The organism is Rhizobium tropici CIAT 899, from assembly GCF_000330885.1.
GTDB lineage: Bacteria > Pseudomonadota > Alphaproteobacteria > Rhizobiales > Rhizobiaceae > Rhizobium > Rhizobium tropici.
In genome coordinates this window covers 164,238-184,371 of sequence record NC_020062.1, presented here as the reverse complement: position 1 = coordinate 184,371, position 20,134 = coordinate 164,238, and the positions used below count along the sequence as shown (strand labels likewise).

Genomic DNA, 20,134 nt, shown 5'->3' with positions numbered 1-20,134 from the left:
ATTTGGAAATTTGTATGCCTTCTCAAAGACGGCAACAAGCTGAAAGGTGTTCGACGCCGAGATAGCTCCAGTCAGAAAGATCCCCGTCAGTGAACCGATTTACGGACTGACGTCTGCGACGGTGCTCGATAGGGCATTTTATGGTCGACGCTAATACATCGGTGTAGCCGAATGGCCGAACCGGAAGCATTACCGTCCCAGACCTACCTTGGGATCGAAGGCCGCGAGCCGGCAACTGTGAGTTTCGAGTCGACCCGATCTCCGCCGGGGTTGAGAGCAATGCCTACCTGGCCCACTACCAAATGGACCATCCTGCCAACGGCCAGACAGCATGCCTCCGCACGGTCAACGTCTAGCGCAACTGCTGTGCTTGGCGCACGACAATCTGCTGCGAACCGCCCTCATTCGAGATCGATACCCTCTCTGAAATTGAGAGGTAACTTCCCGACTTTGCGGTCTGACTGCGGCGTTTGGGAGCACTTAGATTGACGTCAATGCGATGCCCGCCGGTCAAAGCCGGGTTCAGAGGCCGATCGCATTGATGCAGGCCGATATCAACATGACTGCCGGCGTGGCTCCATATGCGCCAAAGCGCGTCGATACCGGCTGGAACACGGCAACTCTATCAAGACAGGATTAAAACAATGACCAGCAAGACGCTTTACACTGCTCACGTCCACACGATCGGCGGCCGCGACGGCGCCGCCCGGAGCTCGGATGGTCACCTCGACATTCAGCTCGCAACCCCGGGCACCAAGCGCCCCGGCACCAATCCCGAGCAACTTTTCGCGGCCGGTTGGTCGGCCTGCTTCGAAGGAGCATTGGCGCGCGCTGCCAGCCAGGCCGGTATTGGACTGCCGAATGGCACCGCCGTCGACGCCGAAGTCGATCTAAACCTGGATGACGCAGAAGGCTTCCATCTTATTGCAAGGCTCACCGTAAGCCTGCCCGGTCTCGATCCGCAGATGGCCCAATTTCTCGTCAGCTCGGCTGATGCAATCTGCCCCTATTCGAAAATGACTCGCGGCGGCATTTCTGCCCATGTCGCACTCGCCTGAAAGGAGAGACAAGATGTCAAGCATCAGCACAGAGATCGGCCGACGCAAGTTCATTGCCACGTCGCTGATCGGCGCCGCCACCCTCGGTCTCCCTCGCTCAGCAGCAGCGACCGGCGCCACCGTCCCGGACAGTTCGACGGTCCGCTCGTTCAAAATCGCCGTATCCGAGGCTGCGCTTGCGGATATGAACCAGCGGATAAAGGCAACGCGCTGGCCAGACCGGGAGACGGTCGGCGATACGTCGCAAGGTCTAAAGCTGGCGACCATGAAGGCCGTCGCCGATTATTGGGCGAATGAATATAGCTGGCACAAGGCCGAAGACTATCTCAATAATCTGCCTAATTTCGTCACCGAGATCGATGGTGTCGACATCCACTTCATTCATGTGAGATCGAAGCACCCGAACGCGTTGCCGATGATCATCACGCATGGCTGGCCAGGCTCGATTTTCGAGCAGCTCAAGGTCATCAGCCCGCTCACCGACCCCACCCGCCACGGCGGCACCGAAGCCGACGCCTTCGACGTGGTGATCCCGTCGCTGCCGGGACACGGCTTTTCGGGCAGACCGACAGAACTTGGCTGGGATCCAATCCGCATCGCCAAGGCATGGTCCGTCCTGATGGAGCGCCTCGGCTATACGCGTTATGTTGCTCAAGGTGGTGACTGGGGCAACGCGGTCACCGAGCAACTGGCACTGCTCAAGCCTGCCGGCCTGATCGCTATTCACACGAACATGCCAGCAACGGTGCCGGACTATATCGCAAAAGCACTCGCTGCGGGCGCTGGCGCGCCTGCTGGCCTGTCGCCGGAAGAGCTCCAGGCCTACAACCAGCTCGATTATTTCTACAAGAATGGGCTAGGCTATGCCATCGAGATGTCGAAGCGTCCGCAGACGCTTTATGCACTCGCGGACTCGCCAATCGGACTTGCCTCGTGGATGTTCGACCATGATGCACGCAGCATGGAATTGATCACTCGCGCCTTCGAAGGCGGCCAGGAAGGCCTGTCGAAGCAGGACCTGATCGACAACGTGTCGCTCTACTGGTTGACCGGAACTGCCATCTCATCGGCACGCCTCTACTGGGAAAGCAAGCTCGCCTTCTTCGCGCCAAAAGGCGTCACGCTGCCGGTCGCGGTGAGCGTCTTCCCAGATGAGCTCTACACGGCGCCGAGTAGCTGGGCCGAACGCGCCTATCCGAACCTCATCCACTACAATCGCCTCGATAAGGGTGGCCATTTTGCCGCCTGGGAACAACCGGCCGCATTCACAAGCGAAATGCGCACTGCCTTCAGATCGCTGCGCTGATACCTGCGAAAAATCCGGACTATCGTGCCATGTCAAGCCTGCGGTCGTTGCGATCGCAGGCTTTTCTGCTTAACTTCGCGGGCGACGAGGACGGGCCTCCGCACGGTCGTGCCATACAGCAACGCATATGGGTGACAGGAATTCACTCTCTCGCCACCGGCTAGATATCCTCGAGCTGCCGCAACGCCTCACGCATGCGCGGTACCATCCAGTCTAGAAAGGCCCGCACCTTCAATGGGAGCAGACCCTGACGCGCATAGACCAGATGCACCGGAAATGTCTTGTTATCGTGCTCGTCGAGGATGCGGACCAGCGCGCCGGTCCGCAATTCGTTCAATGCTTGATAGCTCGGCGCCCGCGCAACTCCGATACCACGTACAGCGGCCTCGATGGCATCCGTACTGGTATTAGCCCGGATTCGGATGTTCGGCGCTGCCTGAACCTTCTGGCCGTCGAGATCATAGATCCACGATGCTGCCTCGATCGCGCCAAAGACGGCAGCGTCGTGATTAACGAGGTCCTCCGGTCTCAAAGGGAGACCATTGCGCGCCAGATAAGCCGGGCTTGCATAGGTCACGAGACGAAAGTCGCCCACCTTGACCGCATAGAGCGAACTATCGACGAGACGGCCGAGACGGATACCGACATCGACGTGTTCATCCACGAGATGAACCACACGATCGACAGACAGCACATTGAGGATGATTTCAGGGTGCTCGCAAAGAAAATCGAGCGCAAGCGGCATCACCTGTTGCTGGCCGAAGACCAACGGCATTGTGATCGCAAGCTCGCCTCTCGGTACCTCATATTCGCCTGAGGCTCGAAGCTCGGCCTCTTTGATCTGGGCCACGATCTGCCGGGCCGCCTCCACATAGTCACGGCCGGCATCGGTCAACTGAATATTCCGGCTGGTGCGGATCAGCAGGTGCGTACCGAGGAAGCGCTCAAGCTCCGCTACCTTACGGCTCACACTTGGCAGCGGCGCGTTGAGCTTTCGGCTTCCCGCAGAAAGGCTGCCGGCGTCAACGACCGCCAGCAGCACCTGCATCGCATCGAGACGGTCCATGCTACCCCCCATGAAGCCTCACCCGCTCACAATAGCCCCTCCAAGGGAGGAGGAACAGAAGGCCCCATGTCTGGGGCTTCGATCATTACGCGCGCCTTACCAATTTCATGGCGCGTTGATGCGCCAAGACCGCTTCCACGCTTTTCGCCATGCCATGAATCATGGGGTTGAGACACGATAGCGGGCCGCTGGCTTGGAGGTGGACAGCTTGCCTGCCATGGCTTGCCGCGCCGCTTCGTAAGCATCGAACAGCTCGCCCTCCTGAAGGGAGGGAATGGTAGCAAACTCGCCACGATCAAGCCCGACGAGCGCCGCATCGACCAGATCTTCTCCGCTCATGACGATCGCACTTGGAAGCAATTCGACCGGACGGCCAGCGATCGCCCAGAAATCGGTGGCGGTCGCGCCTGGAAGGACCACCTGAACATGAACACCTGTCCCTTGCAGCTCGTGCCGGAGATTTTGGCTGAAGGCGACAACAAATGCTTTCGTGCCGCCATAGACGCCGTTGAGCAGTTCCGGATTGACCGCGACGATCGACGCGATGTTGATGATCGTGCCCGATCCTCGCGCGAGGAATTCCGGCACGATTGCGTAAGTCAATCGCGTCAACGCCGTCACATTAAGCGAAATCATAGCGGTCATTTGTTCGATATCGGATTCGACAAGCCGCAAGGCCCCGCCAAGACCGGCATTGTTGACCAGCAAGGTAATATCCGGCGTCGTCCTCAAGAAATCCTCGACGTTTGCGAGATCTGCGGTATCGGCAAGATCCGCGGGAAGGATATCCACCTGCCGGCCTGTCCTGGCGCGAATTCGATCAGCGACCTGGCCGAGCTTATCCGCACTTCGTGCGACCAGAACGAGATCATAGCCGCGCGTCGCGAGGCGCTCTGCATAAACAGCTCCAATGCCGGTCGACGCGCCCGTGACGACGGCAGTTCCCTTGGTATTCGTCATTGTCGTTTACTCCTAAGCTTTTTGAGGACGTTCACTTACGCCCACCCACAGATGCGAATCTAGAACGGTCGGAGCACAGGCGGGAGTTATCGAAAACGATAGTCAGCCTCTCAAAACCTGAGCCTGCACCAGCCGCGTCTCCCGCAATTTGGGCGGATGGTACGACGAAGCCAGGGCGCAACCCTGCCGGCAAGCGGAACGAAACCTATTGGATGAAAGAGCCGGGAACGCTCACCGATACGGGATCGCTGAGCTATTGAAGGGAATAGGCGTGGCGACCAGATGGGCGCGCGATTAATGGGCGCCTGCGCCACCGCCGACTTGCGGTTTGCGCGTAAAGAGCAGCGCGACGGCGGCGACGGAGAGAACGATGCCGATCACGGCGAAAGTATCGCCGAAGCCGAGAATGAGAGCCTGCCGCCGGACAATTTGGCCAAGTGCAACGACCGCCTTATGGGTCGCAACAGAGGGATCGGCAACACCGTGCTGGATGAAATAGCCGGTCAAGGTCGTAATGCGATCACGAACTTCATCGCGAGCAAGAGTGATCGACTGCCCGATGATGTTGGAGTGAAACTGCTCGCGCTTGGTCAAGATCGTGCCGAGAGAGGCCGTTCCCACCGCGCCCCCAAGGTTTCGCAGCATATTGGTGAGGCCCGAAGCGGCGGCAGCGTCCGCAGCAGCGATACCGGCCGTCGTAATGGCGGTAATCGGCGTCAGGACGAGGGCCTGGCCGATGGCACGGACGATATTGGGCACCCAGAACTGGTCGCCTGCATTGTCGGCCGAGAGCATGACGTTCATGAAGCAACTGATGGCGAAGATCGAGATCCCGAGAAAGCCGATATAGCGGGCATCGAAGCGTTTCATCAAGACGGGCACCAGCGGGATGAGCAAGAGTTGTGGCAAACCGGTCCAGGCAAGCACATTGCCGATCTGCTCGGCGTTGTAGCGCTGCACCTGCCCGAGATATTGAGGGAGAATGTAGACCGTGCCGAAGAGCGCGACGCCGACCAGCACGTTGACAAGCACACCGATGCCAAAGTTGCGCTGTGTCAACAACCGCAGTTTCACGAGCGGCTTCTTCACCGTCAGCTCGATCCAGATGAATGCGGCCAGGAAAACAAAGGCGACAATGCTGAGCTTGACGATGAAAGGAGAAGAGAACCAGTCGTCCTTGTTGCCTTCCTCCAGCACGGTCTGCAGAGCCGAAAGGCCAATCGCCATCGTCACGATACCAGCCCAGTCTCCTTCCTTCAGGAGGTGGAGCTGCATCGGTTGCTTCTCGAGCGTCAGCGCGAGAGCGATTGCCATGATCATGCTTGGGATGGTGTTGATGAAGAAGATGGTCTGCCAGCCGTAATTTTCCGTCAGATAGCCGCCAATCGTCGGTCCGATCGCCGGCGCGAAGGTGACGGAAAGAGCAAAGACGGCAAGCCCTAGCGGCTGCTGGTTTTTTGGCAGCTTGGTCAGAACCATGGTGAAGGCCATCGGGATCAAGACGCCACCAGCAAAGCCCTGCAGCCCACGAAGCAGGATCATCGTTCCGAGATCATGCGCGAAGGCGCAGGCCATGGAAAAGAGGGGGAAGAGAATGGAGTTTACGAGAATATAACGGCGGAAGGAGAAGACGTTGCTGAAATAGGCCGTCAAAGGAATGACGACGATCTCGCCAATGAGGTAGGACGTCGAAATCCATGCGCCGTTGTCGACGCCCGTTCCGATGCCGCCCTCAATGTCGAGGAGAGAGGCATTCGTGATCTGAATATTCAGGATGGCCATGAAGGCGCCGATCATTCCGGCGAGTACGGCGATCCATTCCTTGGTGCTGGCGCGCGGTTGCTGGGCGTGGCCGGCGATTGCTGTGATGGCGGACATGACGCGACCTCCTGCATTCGCACCTAGTGACTGACGGCATCGGCCTTGGTGTCGATGCTGGGCTGGACGGACATTCCCGGTCGCAGGTCGTCTGTGTCGGCGATGCTTCCGTCGAGGACGATCTTGACGGGGATACGTTGAACGACCTTCGTAAAATTACCGGTGGCGTTGTCGGGCGGTAGGAGTGCAAATTCCTGACCGCTTGCCGGGGCGATGCTGTCGACGTGGCCGCGATATGTGCGGCTGGGAAACATATCGACATCTATATCGACCGGCTGGCCAGCGTGGACATCGGTCAGCTGCGTTTCCTTGTAATTAGCGATGATGTAGGCGGCCGTCGTCGGAACGACCGACATCAGCTGGGTGCCGGCCTGGACATACTGGCCGATGCGCAATGTCCTGTTGCCGACAGTCCCGTCGACGGGTGCGACAATGGTTGCATAGGAAAGGTTGAGCCCAGCCTGATGCGCGACGGCCTGGTCATGGCCCAACGTCGCCTTGGCCTGAGCGAGCTCGGCGTTCAAGAGATCGACCTGCTTTATCGCTGCATCCAGCGCGGCGGTATCTCGAACGATCGTTGCCTGAGCAGCAGCAATCGCGGCAGCAGTCTGCTGGGCCGTTTGAACCGGTGCGTAGCCACTCGTAGCCAGATTGGTGTAGCGCTTGTTGTTTTGTTCGGCGAAGGTTTCGTTGGCCTTGTCGACATCGAGCGTTGCTCGGGCGGCAGCGATGGTGGACTGCTGAATGTCGAGCGATGCCTGCTTGGCATTGATTGTCGCCTCTGCAGCGGCGACATCTGCCCTCGCCTGATCGAGCGCCGTGCGGAAATCCCGATCATCGATACGGGCAAGTGGTTGGCCAGCCTTGACCATTTCATTGTCGCTGACGAGAACCTCGGCCAGATAGCCGGAAACCTTCGGTGCGACGGTCGTACTGTCCGCCTTGACATAGGCGTCATCGGTCGAAATCTCGAAGCGGCCCTCGGTCCAATAATTGTGCCCATAATAGGCAGCTGCTGTTACCGCACCCAGTGCGACTGCGGCGAGCAAGGCATTCTTGATGCGGAAGCGTCGGGTACCGGCTCGAACAGAAGGCGCCGGGGAGGTGGCCTCCGCGACGGGTTGCTGTTTCGCTTCGGCGGTATCGGGGATACCGCTTGGGGTGCCAAGTGTGCGGTCGATCTTGCTGGTGATGCCAACGACGTTCTCGTCCATTTCAGTAGCTCCGGTTCAGTCCGGCGACACAGGTCGGACAAATAGGAAAATTATTGTTTTCCAAAATACGCTCACTTGGAGTCTTGTCAATATATTTTGGAAAATATTCGGTTTCCTAAATGAACAAGTTTCGGAAGTCCTCAGTTGCCCGGGGCTGGGTTGGTGCCCCAAGCAACCGAGCCACTGAAAGATGCCAATCTCTGGAGTATCAAAGCCGGGACGAGACGGAGCTCTCGAATGCGAGCACTTCAGGTATTTAGGAAACTTGATATTTTCCTTAATGCCTGTATCCTGGAGAAAATGAAGGCAAAAACGCTATGCAAAAAGAAGCTGAAAGTGAAAAGCGCTGTCGCGGTAGGCCGCAGATCAGATCAGATGAAGAAACCAAGGACCTTATCCTCGATGTCGCGGATGATCAGTTCAGGAAGGCGGGCTATGCTGCTGCAAGCATCAGCATGATCGCCCAGACCGCCGGCGTTTCCACAAAGACACTCTATCGCTTGTTTCCAGCAAAAGCCGATCTTTTTTCGAGCGTCATTTCGAAGAAGATCAAGAATTACATCCTGGCGTTGGATACGGAAGGCGCCGCCGACACACCACTGCAGGAGAGTCTAGAAAAACTCTTGATCTCCTATGGCAGGCTTACCCTCTCTGGAGAGACGATTGCGATGACACGGCTGGTTCTAAGTGAATCGGACCGCTTTCCGGAAATCGCGACTATCTTTTATGAGCAAGCGATCCGCAAGACGAGCAAAGCGATCGAAAATTGGCTGACGAAGCGCATTAGCTCGGGCCAGATAGAGCTAGACGACCCAGGCGCTGCAACCGGTATGCTCCGCGGGATGATGGCAATGGAGCCTCAGCGCGCCGTGATGCTCGGCCAGTTGGCCAATATTCCCGATGGAGAGATTATCTCGCGGGCGCAAACCTGCGCGAAACTCTTCCTTCAGGGTTGCAAGAAACGGGAGCTTTGAATTTTGCTCTATGAAAATCGATGGCTTCGGTTTTAGGCATTGGCCATACAAGTTTACGCAAGCTCGGAGACGACGCATCGAAATGCTCATGCGACAAATCCCCAAATGCCGTCCCAAAGCAACTTCATTGCGGTGATGACTAACAGCGCATAGCAAGCGCGGTAAATCTGACGTTGGTCAAGCGCGCCATGCAGCCGCCAGCCCAGCGATACACCGCTCGGCACCGCAAGCAAGCAGATCCCCATCAACTTCCAGAGGTCAGCCGTCGGACTTGTCAACAATAACCATGGTACCGCTTTCGTCGCGTTGCCGACTGCGAAGAACATGCTGGTCGTCCCCGCGTAGACTTCCTTGCTAAGGCCAAGCGGCAGCAAATACATCGCGAGCGGCGGCCCTCCGGAGTGAGCAACCATTGTCGTCACACCCGACGCGAGGCCCGCAGAGATCGCTTTCGGGGTCGAACGTGGGCGGGGCGCGACCTCCGCCCCCTTGAAGAGCCAGAGCCCGACGAACATCAGGGTCGTCACTGCCATGATGATTGCGATGGCACGATGGTCCAAGGAGCGAAACAGAAGATAACCGATGCCGATGCCGAGCACGAGGCCTGGAGTAAGCAGTACGAGGTCCGGTCTAGACCAGGTTGAACGCGTCCAGTAGCGAAACGCATAGAGATCCATGGCGACAAACAAGGGCGCGAGCAGCCCGCCGGCGACAACCGGATCCATTACGATCGACAAGAGCGGGATGCCGACGATAGAAAAGCCTCCCCCGAATGCCCCTTTCATGAAGCAGATCAGGAATACACCGGTAAAGGTTGATCTGCCACCCAGGTTTCCTCCGGTGACGAATGGAGTCTCGGAGGATTTTGAACCCCATTTCCCGCTCCGGGAATCGAGGATCAGATTTACTTCTGTAAAATAAAGGTGTCTTGCTGAAGCTGGAATACCGCGATGCAGGCGGAGGCCTTTTGTCTTGACACATGCACATTCGCGGCCACCAAGACGAGGCAGAAATATACCAAGGTCCATTGTCTGTGAACGAATTGCCAGAATTCATTTCCCAAGCCTTGGCAAAGCCTGTCAATTACGCGGACGATTACGTCCGATCCGTTCTTGCACTGAAAGGACGGCTAGAGGCAGCATTGAAAGCGAGCTTGGTACTAGACGACGATATGAATTACAACGCAGCCCAATCGTTGACCTGCAAGCTGGCGGGCAACGATGAGGCGCTGGCCAAGGTGTATGAATTTGATGTCAGGTTCTATATTTCGTCGAAATCGCCTTTGTTCGCCGTTTATTGTTTCGACAGAAAGTGGCGCGTGACGGATATGGGGAGAGCTAATCATCCGATTGCGCAGGAAAGGTTGCCGAAATCGGTTTTGGCATCCACAGACATCGCGAAGAACTTGTTGTCCGGATGCGGCTTCAAGGAAGTGGAGCACCGGTATTTTTTCTTGCTTGCAACCGGGTGCGTTACGCAGATGGATGGTTTGCCAGCGACTGTATTTGAATGCCTTTTTGCGGAGATTGTTTGAAACGCAGGCGAACTTGCAGCGTCTGTTCTGGGAACACCCAACAGCCGCGTAGTGACCCGAAAGTATTCGGAGCGCAACCTCAAAAAGGCATCCGTTGTTGAAACAAACCATCGCCGGTCAACTCGATCTGATATGCTACCTCGAACGAGGCTCCGTGCATCTGGCTATCAGCATGAGCGCTCCACAGGAGGCAGCCTGCGACCCAGAGGCTGACGAGCAATGGCGCACGGGATCGGGGATCGTCTACACCTTCGACTTCGACGGTTGGAGCGCCAACCCTTCACTTCGACAGCGACAGGCGCTTTTCGCACGACACCATCGACTTTTTCGGCCCTTGCGACCTGCCCGGCTTCGCGCGCATTGCCAGGCCCTCGGAGGTTGCTTGCACCGTCAAGGGCACAGTGAGCTTCGACCTCGGCGACGAGCGGGTGGCTCTACTTCCATCCGGCGCCACAGTTCATTTTCGTAAAGAGGAGGGCGACGTGCGGGTGCTGACAAAGATTGCCGGTGCTCTGCTTCCGTACGATGCACTCGCGAACTACTACCGCTCTATGCCGCGGCGTTGAGCGTGCCTCGGGAATGCACATGCTATCGATCGACCTGCTATACCAAGACACGCACACCGCACCCTCGCTGCTTTCCGTGAGTGAAGAGTTGCGTTTCATGGTCGGTGTCATGGCGCTCGAGCCTGACGACATCGCGCGCAGCAGCGAGGTTTTCTTCAAGATCCTGGATCATCTCGAAGAATTCCACACCGCAGGGTGGGGCCACGCCTCCGAGGATCCAGAGGCCATGAAGATCTTCGAACGGTTCGCCTCATTCCTGGAAGGCCTCGTGGAGCACATTCCTGCACAAAAGGAGTGGCTCAGCACCGCGGCTGAGAACTTCCGTCTCCGGTGGACGACGATCGGTAAAGCAACCCAGGAGCTACGTGCCGTGGAAAACCTCCGCACTGAAACTGCGCGACCAGGCTCGCAAGATGGTGATCAAGCATCATGAAAGTCATCAGGTTCAGTGAAACCAGCGATGGCTATTCCATCGACAGCTCCGCTTATCCGGCCTATGTGCGTGAGGTAAGCAACCTGGTGCCGCCGGACGCTCTCGAATTCATGGACGCTGCGTGGCACTACGAGCATGGGGACGCACGATGCAGGCTGGAGCAGTTGCTCATACGAGAGTTCGACGACGGTGACGTCCGGGCGAATAACATCGAGATGCATCTGGCCGGGGCGTATGGGAACCGCATCACGCTGTTCTACAGCGACGTACAGTCTTACGCGGCTGAAAAAACCAAGAGCGAATGGCCCGCTGGCGACCGTTCTCACGGCGATTGGCTCATCGATGAGATGCTGGTGCTCGAAGATGGCTTTCTGAGCCACGAGATCATCTTCACGAACTCCGTGATCAAGATCAAGCACAGGGACCTCAAGTACAAGGTGGTACGATGACTACAAGGCTCTCGGCAAACTGTTGACGGAATGGGCGGTGCGGCCGACTGTGATACCCATCTTAGATGCTATCTCCGCAAATCCAACTTCAGAGGACCTACCGCTGCTGAACCAGGCGCCCATGGAGGGCAACATGAACTCGCCATCATTAGTTTGTGGTACCAGCAACCTTGCCGGGCACGTTACCAGGTCTTTCCCAAAATCATCCCGGTATAAAGACCGACAGATGCTCAAACACATGGTCCAGCGGCAGGTGATCCGTGAGTCGCTCGAAGTCGTCAAAACCATCAGGCAGTGGCAGGCCAATCCCTTCGATGCCGTCCACCACTACTGCACCTCCCCATGCTACCTGGGTTGTTGAGTTATTCAATACCTCCCTGACCGTCATGCCGGCCCAGAGCTTGCCCTCATAGCGACCTTCGAACCCGGAGTTGCACATCACCGAGTAGATCGATCGGCTTTCGTCGTAGCCGATAGTGATAAGTCCATCGTCAATGGACACGGTGCCCTCGGAGATTTTTATAGCATGGTGGTTCCGAAGGTTCTCGATCACCGCGTCGATGGAGATCTGAAGTGCAATGCCGCCTAGCGAACGGCCCGGGACGATTTCGTTGATCAGTCTCATGGTTCATGGCTCGGACGGAAGCGATTTGAGCACGGACGATGGTTCTCGTACTCCAAGGCGAAACAGTATTGCAACGCCGCGCAGGAGTCTTCAGAGGTGTCCCGCGAGTATTTTACGAGGATGTTCTCGATCGCTCGCCGGAGCAGTTCGTTTCTCAAAGATCAACCCTTCTGTTTGCGCCACTGCTCCAGACGGCGCATCATGCGCTGGAAGTGATCGAACGAAGCCAGTGCTAGATCGGGGTCGCTTGGCTCGATATCCCTGGCTGTCTGATTGTTCTTGTCCTGATACATATAGCAGAGAACAGGCTTCTCTTCCGTCCCGGCGATCTGGTAACGGTAATAGTAGAAGTCACAGGCCTTGCCCGAACGGGCTGGATCGCCATCCCGCAAGCGGTCGAAACAAAGGCTGATCTCCTGCCGTCCGTTGATGAACGAGCGCTGAACCAGGCAGATGCCCAAGTTCAGCGATTGATCATAATCATAACCGGCCGTCTCGAGTTCGGCGAGAAGCGCCCTGATGTGCTCGATAGTGATTGCGCCGGATAATTGCTGCCAGATCTTGTCCGCCCTCTCGTATCGTTGCAAAAATTGCGGCCAGAAACCCTCTATCTCAGCCTCGTCCGCAGTCTGGAGCGCTTCGGCAGCGAGTGAGCCCGTGGAAGAGCGGGTGAACTGGATACGCCGGCTGACTTTGCGGCCGCCGAGCCGCGCCAGCCATCCAGCCTGCTCCTCGACCTGAGCGACCTGCCAGGCAAGCGTGCCGGGTTCCTGCCCTCGCTGTGCCTCGATGTTGACGGGGCAATAGGCGTCGCCATTGGCCGGCGCCAGATAGCGGGTAACGACGAAATTCCAGTCCTGCTCATCTTCCGCTGCCAGGGTGAGCACGCCATAGCCTGAATTCAGCGGCACGCCATCGTGGATCCGCTGTAGTGTATCGAGGTCAGGAAGCCTCGGCATATCTGGCGTCGCCGGGGGCTCCGACGGAGCGAGCCCCTGCCGGCAGCGCGCCGCTTCGGCCGGTTCACCATGGTCAGCCCAGACCGCGGCAAGGAAGCTTGCCATGTTTGGGGTCAGACGATCGGAGGCCAGCAGTCTTTGCGTAATTTCACGCAACAGATCGTCGCGTCCTTGGTGCGCCGCTGCCCTTGCCGTTCGCAACAGCAGCCCGATCTGGCTTTCTTCCTCATCGAACTCAAGCCAGTTTGTTTCGAATGTCCAGCACCAGTCGGCGAATTCGTCATAGAGCGCGAGCAGGTCGCCATGGCGTCCGAGCTGATCATAGGCATGGGCGACGCCATTCAACCGCTTTTCATATTCCCAGCCCTTGCCGAAAGCTTGACGCAGAACCTTATAGGATCCGATCACGCCCCCCCATTGATGGGCATGGAGCTGGTTGCGCAGCCGGTTGCTGTATTGCTCCCAGAATGGCGAGACTGCCCAACCCTTGTCGTGCCAGGCTATGCCCTCAAGGTAACGTTCCTGGTTGATACCCCAAGATGAGCCAAGATTGTTGCACAGCATGGCATAGACATGCGGATCGGCGTCTTCACTATTGCCTTTCCCTGTCGCGAAATAGTGCTCGAAACGCTCCGCTCCCAGCTTATAGACCTCGGCTTCCACTCGACGCGCACGTGCGAAATCCTCGGCGCCGACATATTGCCCTTCCTTTTGGAGTTCTTCGATGAATTCCATGACATCGCAGCCCGCCGCATAATAGTCGCGCCCGCCGGCGTCGCTCGTCCGATTCCAAACGATCTGCTCCAGACCGTGTGCACGCCCCATATGGTGGTTGAGCTGCGCCCGCCAAACCTGTGCCCGGGGATCGCCGCCGAGTTCGAGATAATGATCAAGATCGGCGGAGGCCGCGTCGAGATCATCCACCATGGCGCGCGCCCTGGCCCTGATGCGCCAGGCCAGGGGCTGGTGCGCGACATGGTGGAACATCGCTTCTATGCGCTCGCGTCTTCGCTCTCGAACGGCCAGCGTCGCCCGCATGCGTGCGAGCCATACCCAATCATGGTTGTGTTCGTCGCCCAGAGCGGCAGTGATTTTAAGAATTTCGGCCGCCACGCCGTCGTCCGCACAGCTCCTGAACATGACATCGTACCAGAGCCGCCCAGCGCCATTGAATTCGCCGTCGTTCCAGAACCATCGTGCTGTCGTCATCCAGATCGTATGGTCGGCAAAGCTGCCGATCCTGGTCACTGCCTCGAGAGCCAGCTGGCATGCCTCTTCTTTCCGGCCCAGAGCGCGGCAAATCTCTGCCTGCCAATGGAGGGCGAACCCAAGTTCCTGCCAGCGATGTGGACTTTCTGGCTGCCGCGAAAGGATCGCAGTTTTATATGGCTCAAATGCAACCAGAGCGTCTTCGCCGCGCCCCATCTGATCAAGCAGGCGGATACGCCATTCCAATATTTCAGTATCGTAAGGCCTACCGACAAGATGAGCTTCTGCGAGCCGCAACGCCTCCGCCAGCTGGTTCCCCTTTTGAACGAGATCACGCAGGATCTCACTCAATGCACGCAGTGATCCGTCGTCTTTCATGTTTGAACCTTCCCATACCTCTTCATATGGATAAAACTTAAATGTGATTGTCAGGTTATGATCGGATGCGAAATAGAGAATCGAGGCAATGCACTGGTTTGATGCTTCACGTGCAAAATTTGCCGCCACAGCGCCGGCCGAAAAACCGGCAGCAGGCCAGTTCGAGATAACGCGCAAAGCCGTCGGCCCGCGCTTGACCACGATGCCACCGTTTTAAAGACGACAACTCGCAGCCAACAAAATCGGATCTGTAATGATGTGAAGAGAGTCGAACCCGAATCTGTCTTTTTACGGAAACTGTTATGTTTCTAGGAATTTATAAGCCGCTCGGCCTCGGCTGAAATGAAATGAAGCTTTTTAGGGCCACAGCTGGTAAAGACTGACGACATGACGACCCCTATCCCTGCACCAGACGTTAGTTACGTATCCCTACTCGCAGAGCTCAAGGAAAGAATCCGAGCGGCTCGGCTCAGGGCGGCCATTGCTGTCAACCAAGAACTGATCATGCTCTACTGGAGCATTGGCCGTGACATCCTCGCCCGCCAGACAGCGCAAGGTTGGGGAGCCCGCGTTATTGATCGCCTGGCAGCGGACCTCAGGCGTGATTTTCCGGAAATGACTGGCCTTTCGCCTCGAAACCTCAAATATATGCGTGCCTTTGCTGAGGCATTCCCAAACGAGGAAATCGTGCAACAGCTTGTTGCACATTTGCCCTGGGGCCATAACGTCAAGCTCATCGAGATGCTGAAGGACACTGAAGGGCGTCTCTGGTACGCCCGCCAGGCGGTAGAGCATGGATGGAGTCGCAACGTCCTCGTGCATCAGATTGAAAGCGGACTTCATCGACGGCAGGGAAAGGCCCTGACCAATTTCGCTCGAACACTGCCCGCGCCACAGTCCGAACTCGCCCAGGAATTGATCAAAGATCCGTATAGTTTTGATTTTCTCGCTCTCGGCCCTGCGATGTCGGAGCGAGAACTCGAGCAAGGATTGCTCGAGCACCTACGCTCTCTGATCCTTGAGCTCGGCAAAGGTTTTGCGTTCGTCGGTAGCCAGCATCCACTCGAGGTTGGTGGCCAGGACTACTATCTGGACCTTCTATTCTATCACTTGCGGTTGCGCTGCTTCGTCGTCGTCGAGTTGAAGATCGAGGACTTTAAGCCCGAATTTGCCGGTAAGATGAACTTCTATCTCTCCACGGTCGATGACCAGCTCCGTCACGAGTCCGATGGGCCGAGCATAGGTATCATCCTGTGCAAGGGGAAGAATGAGGTGATTGTCGAATACGCGCTTCGAGATTCAACAAAGCCTATGGGTGTTGCCGAATACCGGCTCTCTGCCGCCCTTCCCGAGCCGTTGCAGACAGAGCTACCGACAGAAGCGGAATTTGCACGCGAATTCCCGTTGATGACGCTTGTGAAGCTCCGCATGGAGGTTGAGCGGGAAATCCGACTGCTTTTGACGGATCAGACAGAAGCCGAGCGTCCGCTTGCTATTGGACCAATGCTAGCAGAATTGCAACGACTTGACATGCTTCCCCAAACCGCAGATCGGCTTCGGAGCGCCCTGCAGATCATGAACCGCGCCGCCCATGGGTTGGATGTCGCCCCTGGCGATGCCTCCGAAGCAACCGAAATTGCGACCGCATTCCTTGCCGAGCTTCGAGCGATCCGCGATAGATAGTTATCGTGAAGTTGAGCACTCGCACCGAACTGATGCCAAGGGTGAAACGTGCAATGCACTGCCGTCCATCTCTCTGCTCTTGAGCCGATTCGAACTTATGCCCCACCAAGCCATTTAGCTAAGGATCAGCTAATCATCTGGTATCATAGAAGAATTTAGGCGCGCATAGTCAGAAGATCTCCAGAGATCGGCAATCATGTCCCCACTCGTCAGAATCTTTTATTCGCGTTCGAACTTCGACTGTAAATCGGCGTGCTCATGCCGACCACTTATCCTGCAACCGTTAAGCCCGAGGCAACGTGGCATCGCCTGTCCGGCGACTTGGCGCTGACAATGCTGCGGAGCGTTCTTACCCCTAGCTCTCTGAGTTGACGCCCTGCGGCGGTGCGCCATGAGCTTCAGCCCGTGGCGAGATGGCGAATGCAAGGTTCCATCTGCATGCAACCAATCCATTTCCCTAATCTTTCGGTTGGTCGGCGATCGATAGTTATCGGAGAATCCCAACTCACCAGGCTCCATTGAATCTTGCATTACCGTTCAACGCAATCTACATTATGTTCAACATAGGAGATTGTAATGGGTGCTCAACTACGAACCGCTGCAGAAAGCGAAGCAAAAGTGGCGTTGGCCCGCAATAAGCTCGTACTCGAACAAGCAAAGGCTGTCGGCCTTCTCGGCACGGCGAAGAATACCCGTTTGTCGGGACGTGTATCGTCCGAATTGATCGAGGCGGCCAAGAAGCGCGCGCATGTCACTTCCGACACTGAACTTCTGGAACTGGCGCTTTCCCGGCTTGCCCTAGAGGATGATTTCGGCGCGCGTCTGGTGGGGCGCAAAGGCAGCATCTCGGCGGATCTCGATCTTGAGGTTTGATCTCTCCGAAACGCTGCGATCACTAAAACCACAGAAGTATGCCGGGACGCTCGAGCGCAGGCTCGACGAAGACCTGTCATGGGTCGTCGACGAACCGGCAATCGGCGGACCATTGTTCCTCGACACCAGTGTCTATCTGGATGTGCTACAGGGGCGCTCGCCGGTTGAGGTTGATGCACTGCTGCGGTATCGCCTATGCCACCATTCCGCAGTCTGCCTGTCGGAGCTGACCCATGCGTTCGGCCGGTTAGACCCCAAGCATGCCACCACCAAAGCGGTTCTCGAAACGATCGCCGAGACTGTAGACGACATCCTTGAGCACCGTCTTCATGCTCCGGATACAGCCATGTGGGGACAGGCGGGTGTGCTGGCGGGGCTGCTGTTTCGGTTGAGCAACCTTCCTAAAGGGAAAGGGCATGAGAGGCGTTTCGTCAATGACGCCCTTGTTTTCCTACAAGCGCGGCAGCTAGGCGCGAGTGTGCTAACCGGTAATGTGCGGGATTTTGATTTCCTTTCGCAAATCATGCCAACCGGACGGGTCATTCTGTACCGAGTTATGAGCTTGTGAGCGGTGAACCAAGTGCATGGCACTAAGTGGCCGAGTGTCATAATTCTGCTTATCTGATAGTTAGCCGGCTAACCATTATGTCCTATTTTAAAGCGAGATATAATAATGATTTCAATAGCTTTTACTTTAGAGATTTTGGCATGTCAGGATGCTATTCATAATTGACCATCGCCGAGATAGGACGCCTACCGGCGCATTCCCGCGATTAGCTGCCAGCGATAACAACTGGTGCGCCGGAACTTACCTTCCGCGAACGGGCGTTCAACATTGATTTAAAGCAATCGCTAAGGTGAACGGCCCTTGTCAAACGCCTCTCGGCTGTCTCGACCAGACGAGCAGTCGACAGAAGCGCGTTGTTGATCCACGATATTAAGGAGGTTTTTCAATGTGAGGCGTAGACTGTAGAGCTGCTGAAGATCAACGGCGTCTGCAAGAGTGGGAGTATGGTCCGGGCGCGACAATTCCGGCCGACGTCTTTCGATATCCGCAAGAAGAGCTTTGCAGATGAGGATCTGTTCAAGAATGAAGCCGTCCAACGCCTTGTCCATCGGAGGATGTTACAGCAAATGTTAAGGTTTCGGATTGACGAAAATCAACGAGCTTGTCCGAGAATTCGGCTGTCGTTTGTGGGACGCGGTCGGCGATGTGCTCCCTCGCTTCACTCCTATCGAATGCGTAAACTACTTCAGGGCCGACGGGTATGACCCGGATTGAACAGGACCTGCTCTAGGCCCCGAGATCATGGTCTCGCGAGATGAATTCGCTCCCATAGAGAACGACCCCGTCGCTGCTGGGTGAAAGTTCCGTGGCAGGTCACTCCTCTTATTGCACGAAAAGTCGTTCCAAAAGTCATCCGGACCCCATTGAAGACGGCGAAGTATGGGCTATCAGATATACTTTCCATCGGTCATGTGGCGGGTGGAACGTATTCAAGGGATCGTCACCATTATGGAAGGCATCGTTAGGATTGGCCTTCTTACCGCCTTCGCCACGGCCGCTAGCTGACCGTTCCTTCTGCAGGTCTTCATCGTTGTAGGCGCCATACCAAACGGGCCATGGCCGCGAGATAACTCGACGCACCCGCCCTGACCAACGGACACATAATGCAGAGCGACCAATAGAAAGAGCATTGACAGCCATTTTGTTTCGCTGCTTGGCAAACAAAACTACTTCGTCGCTGAATGGTGAATCTCGACACTTTACAATGCCGACGTTATCAGTCTGTGGGCGTCGATCCGAATTTGTTGAAAGATGGAGCCCGCAATGACCCGTGTTGGAATCCTCTTAGCCCTTCTGTCTGCTATCCTGTTCGGAGCCTGCACGCCTTTTGCCAAGCTGCTTCTCGGTTCGGTCGATCCATGGATGATGGCAGGCTTGCTCTATCTCGGCGCAGGTCTCGGACTTGCGGTTATCCATGGCTCGCGCAGAGCCTTGCGCCTGCCGGCGCTGGAAGCTCCTCTGCGGCGCGCCGACATGCCATGGCTCGCTTTGGTGATCGTCACCGGCGGGCTACTCGGCCCCCTGCTGCTCATGTTTGGGCTGGCTCAGACCGATGCCGCGACAGCCTCGCTGCTGCTGAACCTCGAAGGTCTCGCGACTATGGGAATCGCCTGGGTCGTGTTCCGCGAGAATGTCGACGGACGGTTGCTGACCGGGGCCTTCGCGATCCTCACCGGCGCGGCCCTGCTATCTTGGCCGGGACAGGCATCGTTCCAGTGGGGCGCCATCCTGATCGCCGGCGCCTGCCTGTGCTGGGGGATCGACAATAATCTGACGCGCAAGCTGTCGTCGGCCGATCCCGTCCAGATCGCCATGATCAAGGGATTGGTCGCAGGAACGATCAATCTTGTCATCGCCGCGGCGAACGGCATCGCTCTTCCCTCGCTAGGTATCGATCTTGCGGCCGGCGTGATCGGCCTGTTGGGCTATGGCGTCAGCCTCGCCCTGTTCATTCTCGCGCTGCGCCATCTCGGCACCGCGCGGACGGGCGCTTATTTCTCGCTCGCGCCGTTCGTCGGTGCGATGCTTGCTGTCCTCATGCTACATGAACCGCTGTCGATCACGCTTGTCGTTGCTGGGTGCCTGATGGCCGTCGGGCTATGGCTGCATCTGTCCGAGCGGCACGATCATGAACATGTCCATGAAGCGCTTGAACATGAGCACCGGCATAGCCACGACGAACATCACCAGCACGAGCATGGACCGGATACGCCGCCCGGCGAGCCGCACACCCATTGGCATCGACACCTCCCGTTGGTGCATCGACATCCGCATTATCCGGATCTGCACCACCGTCACGACCACGCTCATTGACCAACGGCTCAGATATTCACCATCATCGCCGTGGCATGCATGAAGCCGACACCGGCGAGCAGTCCCGCCATAGCACCCCGGGGGCAGG

Annotated in this window: 17 protein-coding genes; 10 read left to right on the top strand and 7 right to left on the bottom strand. The window is 57.0% G+C overall.

What is annotated here, in order from left to right; translation table 11 throughout:
* The first annotated feature begins 644 nt into the window (after positions 1–644).
* Together RTCIAT899_RS22995 and RTCIAT899_RS22990 are read left to right on the top strand one after the other, a co-directional pair.
* The gene (locus RTCIAT899_RS22995; protein WP_015342195.1) at positions 645–1,058 is read left to right on the top strand and encodes an Ohr family peroxiredoxin; all 414 of its coding nucleotides are present in this window, start codon (positions 645–647) and stop codon (positions 1,056–1,058) included.
* A gap of 13 nt (positions 1,059–1,071) precedes the next feature.
* Complete coding sequence (locus RTCIAT899_RS22990; protein ID WP_015342194.1) at positions 1,072–2,364, top strand: epoxide hydrolase family protein; 1,293 nt, start codon at positions 1,072–1,074, stop codon at positions 2,362–2,364.
* A 160-nt stretch (positions 2,365–2,524) separates the two neighbouring features.
* Here the strand turns inward: RTCIAT899_RS22990 and RTCIAT899_RS22985 are convergent, their stop codons facing one another.
* The 4 genes from RTCIAT899_RS22985 to RTCIAT899_RS22970 all read right to left on the bottom strand — a co-directional run bounded on the left by RTCIAT899_RS22985 (position 2,525) and on the right by RTCIAT899_RS22970 (position 7,461).
* Complete coding sequence (locus tag RTCIAT899_RS22985; protein ID WP_015342193.1) at positions 2,525–3,430, bottom strand: LysR family transcriptional regulator; 906 nt, start codon at positions 3,428–3,430, stop codon at positions 2,525–2,527.
* A gap of 159 nt (positions 3,431–3,589) precedes the next feature.
* Entirely contained in the window at positions 3,590–4,390 is an 801-nt protein-coding gene (locus RTCIAT899_RS22980) for an SDR family NAD(P)-dependent oxidoreductase (protein ID WP_015342192.1), read from the bottom strand.
* 294 nt (positions 4,391–4,684) lie between these two features.
* Positions 4,685–6,268 (bottom strand): DHA2 family efflux MFS transporter permease subunit, encoded by a 1,584-nt coding sequence (locus RTCIAT899_RS22975; protein WP_015342191.1) that lies wholly within the window; start codon positions 6,266–6,268, stop codon positions 4,685–4,687.
* A gap of 23 nt (positions 6,269–6,291) precedes the next feature.
* Entirely contained in the window at positions 6,292–7,461 is a 1,170-nt protein-coding gene (locus RTCIAT899_RS22970; RefSeq protein ID WP_041678326.1) for an HlyD family secretion protein, read from the bottom strand.
* A 338-nt stretch (positions 7,462–7,799) separates the two neighbouring features.
* Here RTCIAT899_RS22970 and RTCIAT899_RS22965 point away from each other — a divergent pair, with 338 nt between their 5' ends.
* Entirely contained in the window at positions 7,800–8,456 is a 657-nt protein-coding gene (locus RTCIAT899_RS22965) for a TetR/AcrR family transcriptional regulator (protein WP_015342189.1), read from the top strand.
* Between the two features lie 86 nt (positions 8,457–8,542).
* Here RTCIAT899_RS22965 and RTCIAT899_RS22960 read toward each other — a convergent pair whose 3' ends face one another.
* Positions 8,543–9,484: a sulfite exporter TauE/SafE family protein gene (locus RTCIAT899_RS22960; protein ID WP_015342188.1), complete on the bottom strand. Its 942-nt coding sequence runs from the start codon at positions 9,482–9,484 to the stop codon at positions 8,543–8,545.
* Between RTCIAT899_RS22960 and RTCIAT899_RS22955 the strand changes: the two genes are divergently transcribed.
* The 3 genes from RTCIAT899_RS22955 (at position 9,484) to RTCIAT899_RS22945 (ending at position 11,438) form a co-directional block, all read left to right on the top strand.
* Complete coding sequence (locus tag RTCIAT899_RS22955) at positions 9,484–9,990, top strand: hypothetical protein (RefSeq protein WP_244441538.1); 507 nt, start codon at positions 9,484–9,486, stop codon at positions 9,988–9,990. The two genes, RTCIAT899_RS22960 and RTCIAT899_RS22955, sit on opposite strands and share 1 nt — an antisense overlap.
* Positions 9,991–10,575: 585 nt before the next feature.
* A complete protein-coding gene (locus tag RTCIAT899_RS22950; protein WP_015342185.1) occupies positions 10,576–10,989 on the top strand; it encodes a hypothetical protein in 414 nt (137 codons plus the stop codon).
* Complete coding sequence (locus tag RTCIAT899_RS22945) at positions 10,986–11,438, top strand: hypothetical protein (protein WP_015342184.1); 453 nt, start codon at positions 10,986–10,988, stop codon at positions 11,436–11,438. The genes RTCIAT899_RS22950 and RTCIAT899_RS22945 overlap by 4 nt, the downstream gene beginning before the upstream one ends.
* 202 nt (positions 11,439–11,640) lie before the next feature.
* Here the strand turns inward: RTCIAT899_RS22945 and RTCIAT899_RS22940 are convergent, their stop codons facing one another.
* Both RTCIAT899_RS22940 and RTCIAT899_RS22935 read right to left on the bottom strand, forming a co-directional pair.
* On the bottom strand, positions 11,641–12,063 hold the full coding sequence (locus RTCIAT899_RS22940) for a hypothetical protein (RefSeq protein ID WP_015342183.1): 423 nt from the start codon (positions 12,061–12,063) through the stop codon (positions 11,641–11,643).
* A 161-nt stretch (positions 12,064–12,224) separates the two neighbouring features.
* A complete protein-coding gene (locus tag RTCIAT899_RS22935; protein WP_135488097.1) occupies positions 12,225–14,609 on the bottom strand; it encodes a tetratricopeptide repeat protein in 2,385 nt (794 codons plus the stop codon).
* 387 nt (positions 14,610–14,996) lie between these two features.
* Here RTCIAT899_RS22935 and RTCIAT899_RS22925 point away from each other — a divergent pair, with 387 nt between their 5' ends.
* From RTCIAT899_RS22925 to RTCIAT899_RS22905, 4 genes are all read left to right on the top strand, one after another.
* On the top strand, positions 14,997–16,292 hold the full coding sequence (locus RTCIAT899_RS22925; RefSeq protein WP_015342181.1) for a PDDEXK nuclease domain-containing protein: 1,296 nt from the start codon (positions 14,997–14,999) through the stop codon (positions 16,290–16,292).
* 576 nt (positions 16,293–16,868) lie between these two features.
* Positions 16,869–17,165, top strand: coding sequence for a hypothetical protein (locus RTCIAT899_RS22920; RefSeq protein ID WP_015342180.1), 297 nt, complete (start codon positions 16,869–16,871; stop codon positions 17,163–17,165).
* Positions 17,155–17,733: a type II toxin-antitoxin system VapC family toxin gene (locus RTCIAT899_RS22915; RefSeq protein WP_015342179.1), complete on the top strand. Its 579-nt coding sequence runs from the start codon at positions 17,155–17,157 to the stop codon at positions 17,731–17,733. Before RTCIAT899_RS22920 ends, RTCIAT899_RS22915 begins: the two co-directional genes overlap by 11 nt.
* 1,263 nt (positions 17,734–18,996) lie before the next feature.
* The gene (locus RTCIAT899_RS22905) at positions 18,997–20,046 is read left to right on the top strand and encodes a DMT family transporter (protein WP_015342176.1); all 1,050 of its coding nucleotides are present in this window, start codon (positions 18,997–18,999) and stop codon (positions 20,044–20,046) included.
* The last annotated feature ends 88 nt before the right edge of the window (positions 20,047–20,134 follow it).

Excerpts from the sequence above, each read along its gene's own strand:
- RTCIAT899_RS22995 (WP_015342195.1), top strand. The coding sequence starts at position 645 with ATGACCAGCAAGACGCTTTACACTGCTCACGTCCACACGATCGGCGGC.
- RTCIAT899_RS22990 (WP_015342194.1), top strand. The coding sequence starts at position 1,072 with ATGTCAAGCATCAGCACAGAGATCGGCCGACGCAAGTTCATTGCCACG.
- RTCIAT899_RS22985 (WP_015342193.1), bottom strand. The coding sequence starts at position 3,430 with ATGGACCGTCTCGATGCGATGCAGGTGCTGCTGGCGGTCGTTGACGCC.
- RTCIAT899_RS22980 (WP_015342192.1), bottom strand. The coding sequence starts at position 4,390 with ATGACGAATACCAAGGGAACTGCCGTCGTCACGGGCGCGTCGACCGGC.
- RTCIAT899_RS22975 (WP_015342191.1), bottom strand. The coding sequence starts at position 6,268 with ATGTCCGCCATCACAGCAATCGCCGGCCACGCCCAGCAACCGCGCGCC.
- RTCIAT899_RS22965 (WP_015342189.1), top strand. The coding sequence starts at position 7,800 with ATGCAAAAAGAAGCTGAAAGTGAAAAGCGCTGTCGCGGTAGGCCGCAG.
- RTCIAT899_RS22960 (WP_015342188.1), bottom strand. The coding sequence starts at position 9,484 with ATGGACCTTGGTATATTTCTGCCTCGTCTTGGTGGCCGCGAATGTGCA.
- RTCIAT899_RS22950 (WP_015342185.1), top strand. The coding sequence starts at position 10,576 with ATGCTATCGATCGACCTGCTATACCAAGACACGCACACCGCACCCTCG.
- RTCIAT899_RS22945 (WP_015342184.1), top strand. The coding sequence starts at position 10,986 with ATGAAAGTCATCAGGTTCAGTGAAACCAGCGATGGCTATTCCATCGAC.
- RTCIAT899_RS22940 (WP_015342183.1), bottom strand. The coding sequence starts at position 12,063 with ATGAGACTGATCAACGAAATCGTCCCGGGCCGTTCGCTAGGCGGCATT.
- RTCIAT899_RS22935 (WP_135488097.1), bottom strand. The coding sequence starts at position 14,609 with ATGAAAGACGACGGATCACTGCGTGCATTGAGTGAGATCCTGCGTGAT.
- RTCIAT899_RS22925 (WP_015342181.1), top strand. The coding sequence starts at position 14,997 with ATGACGACCCCTATCCCTGCACCAGACGTTAGTTACGTATCCCTACTC.
- RTCIAT899_RS22920 (WP_015342180.1), top strand. The coding sequence starts at position 16,869 with ATGGGTGCTCAACTACGAACCGCTGCAGAAAGCGAAGCAAAAGTGGCG.
- RTCIAT899_RS22905 (WP_015342176.1), top strand. The coding sequence starts at position 18,997 with ATGACCCGTGTTGGAATCCTCTTAGCCCTTCTGTCTGCTATCCTGTTC.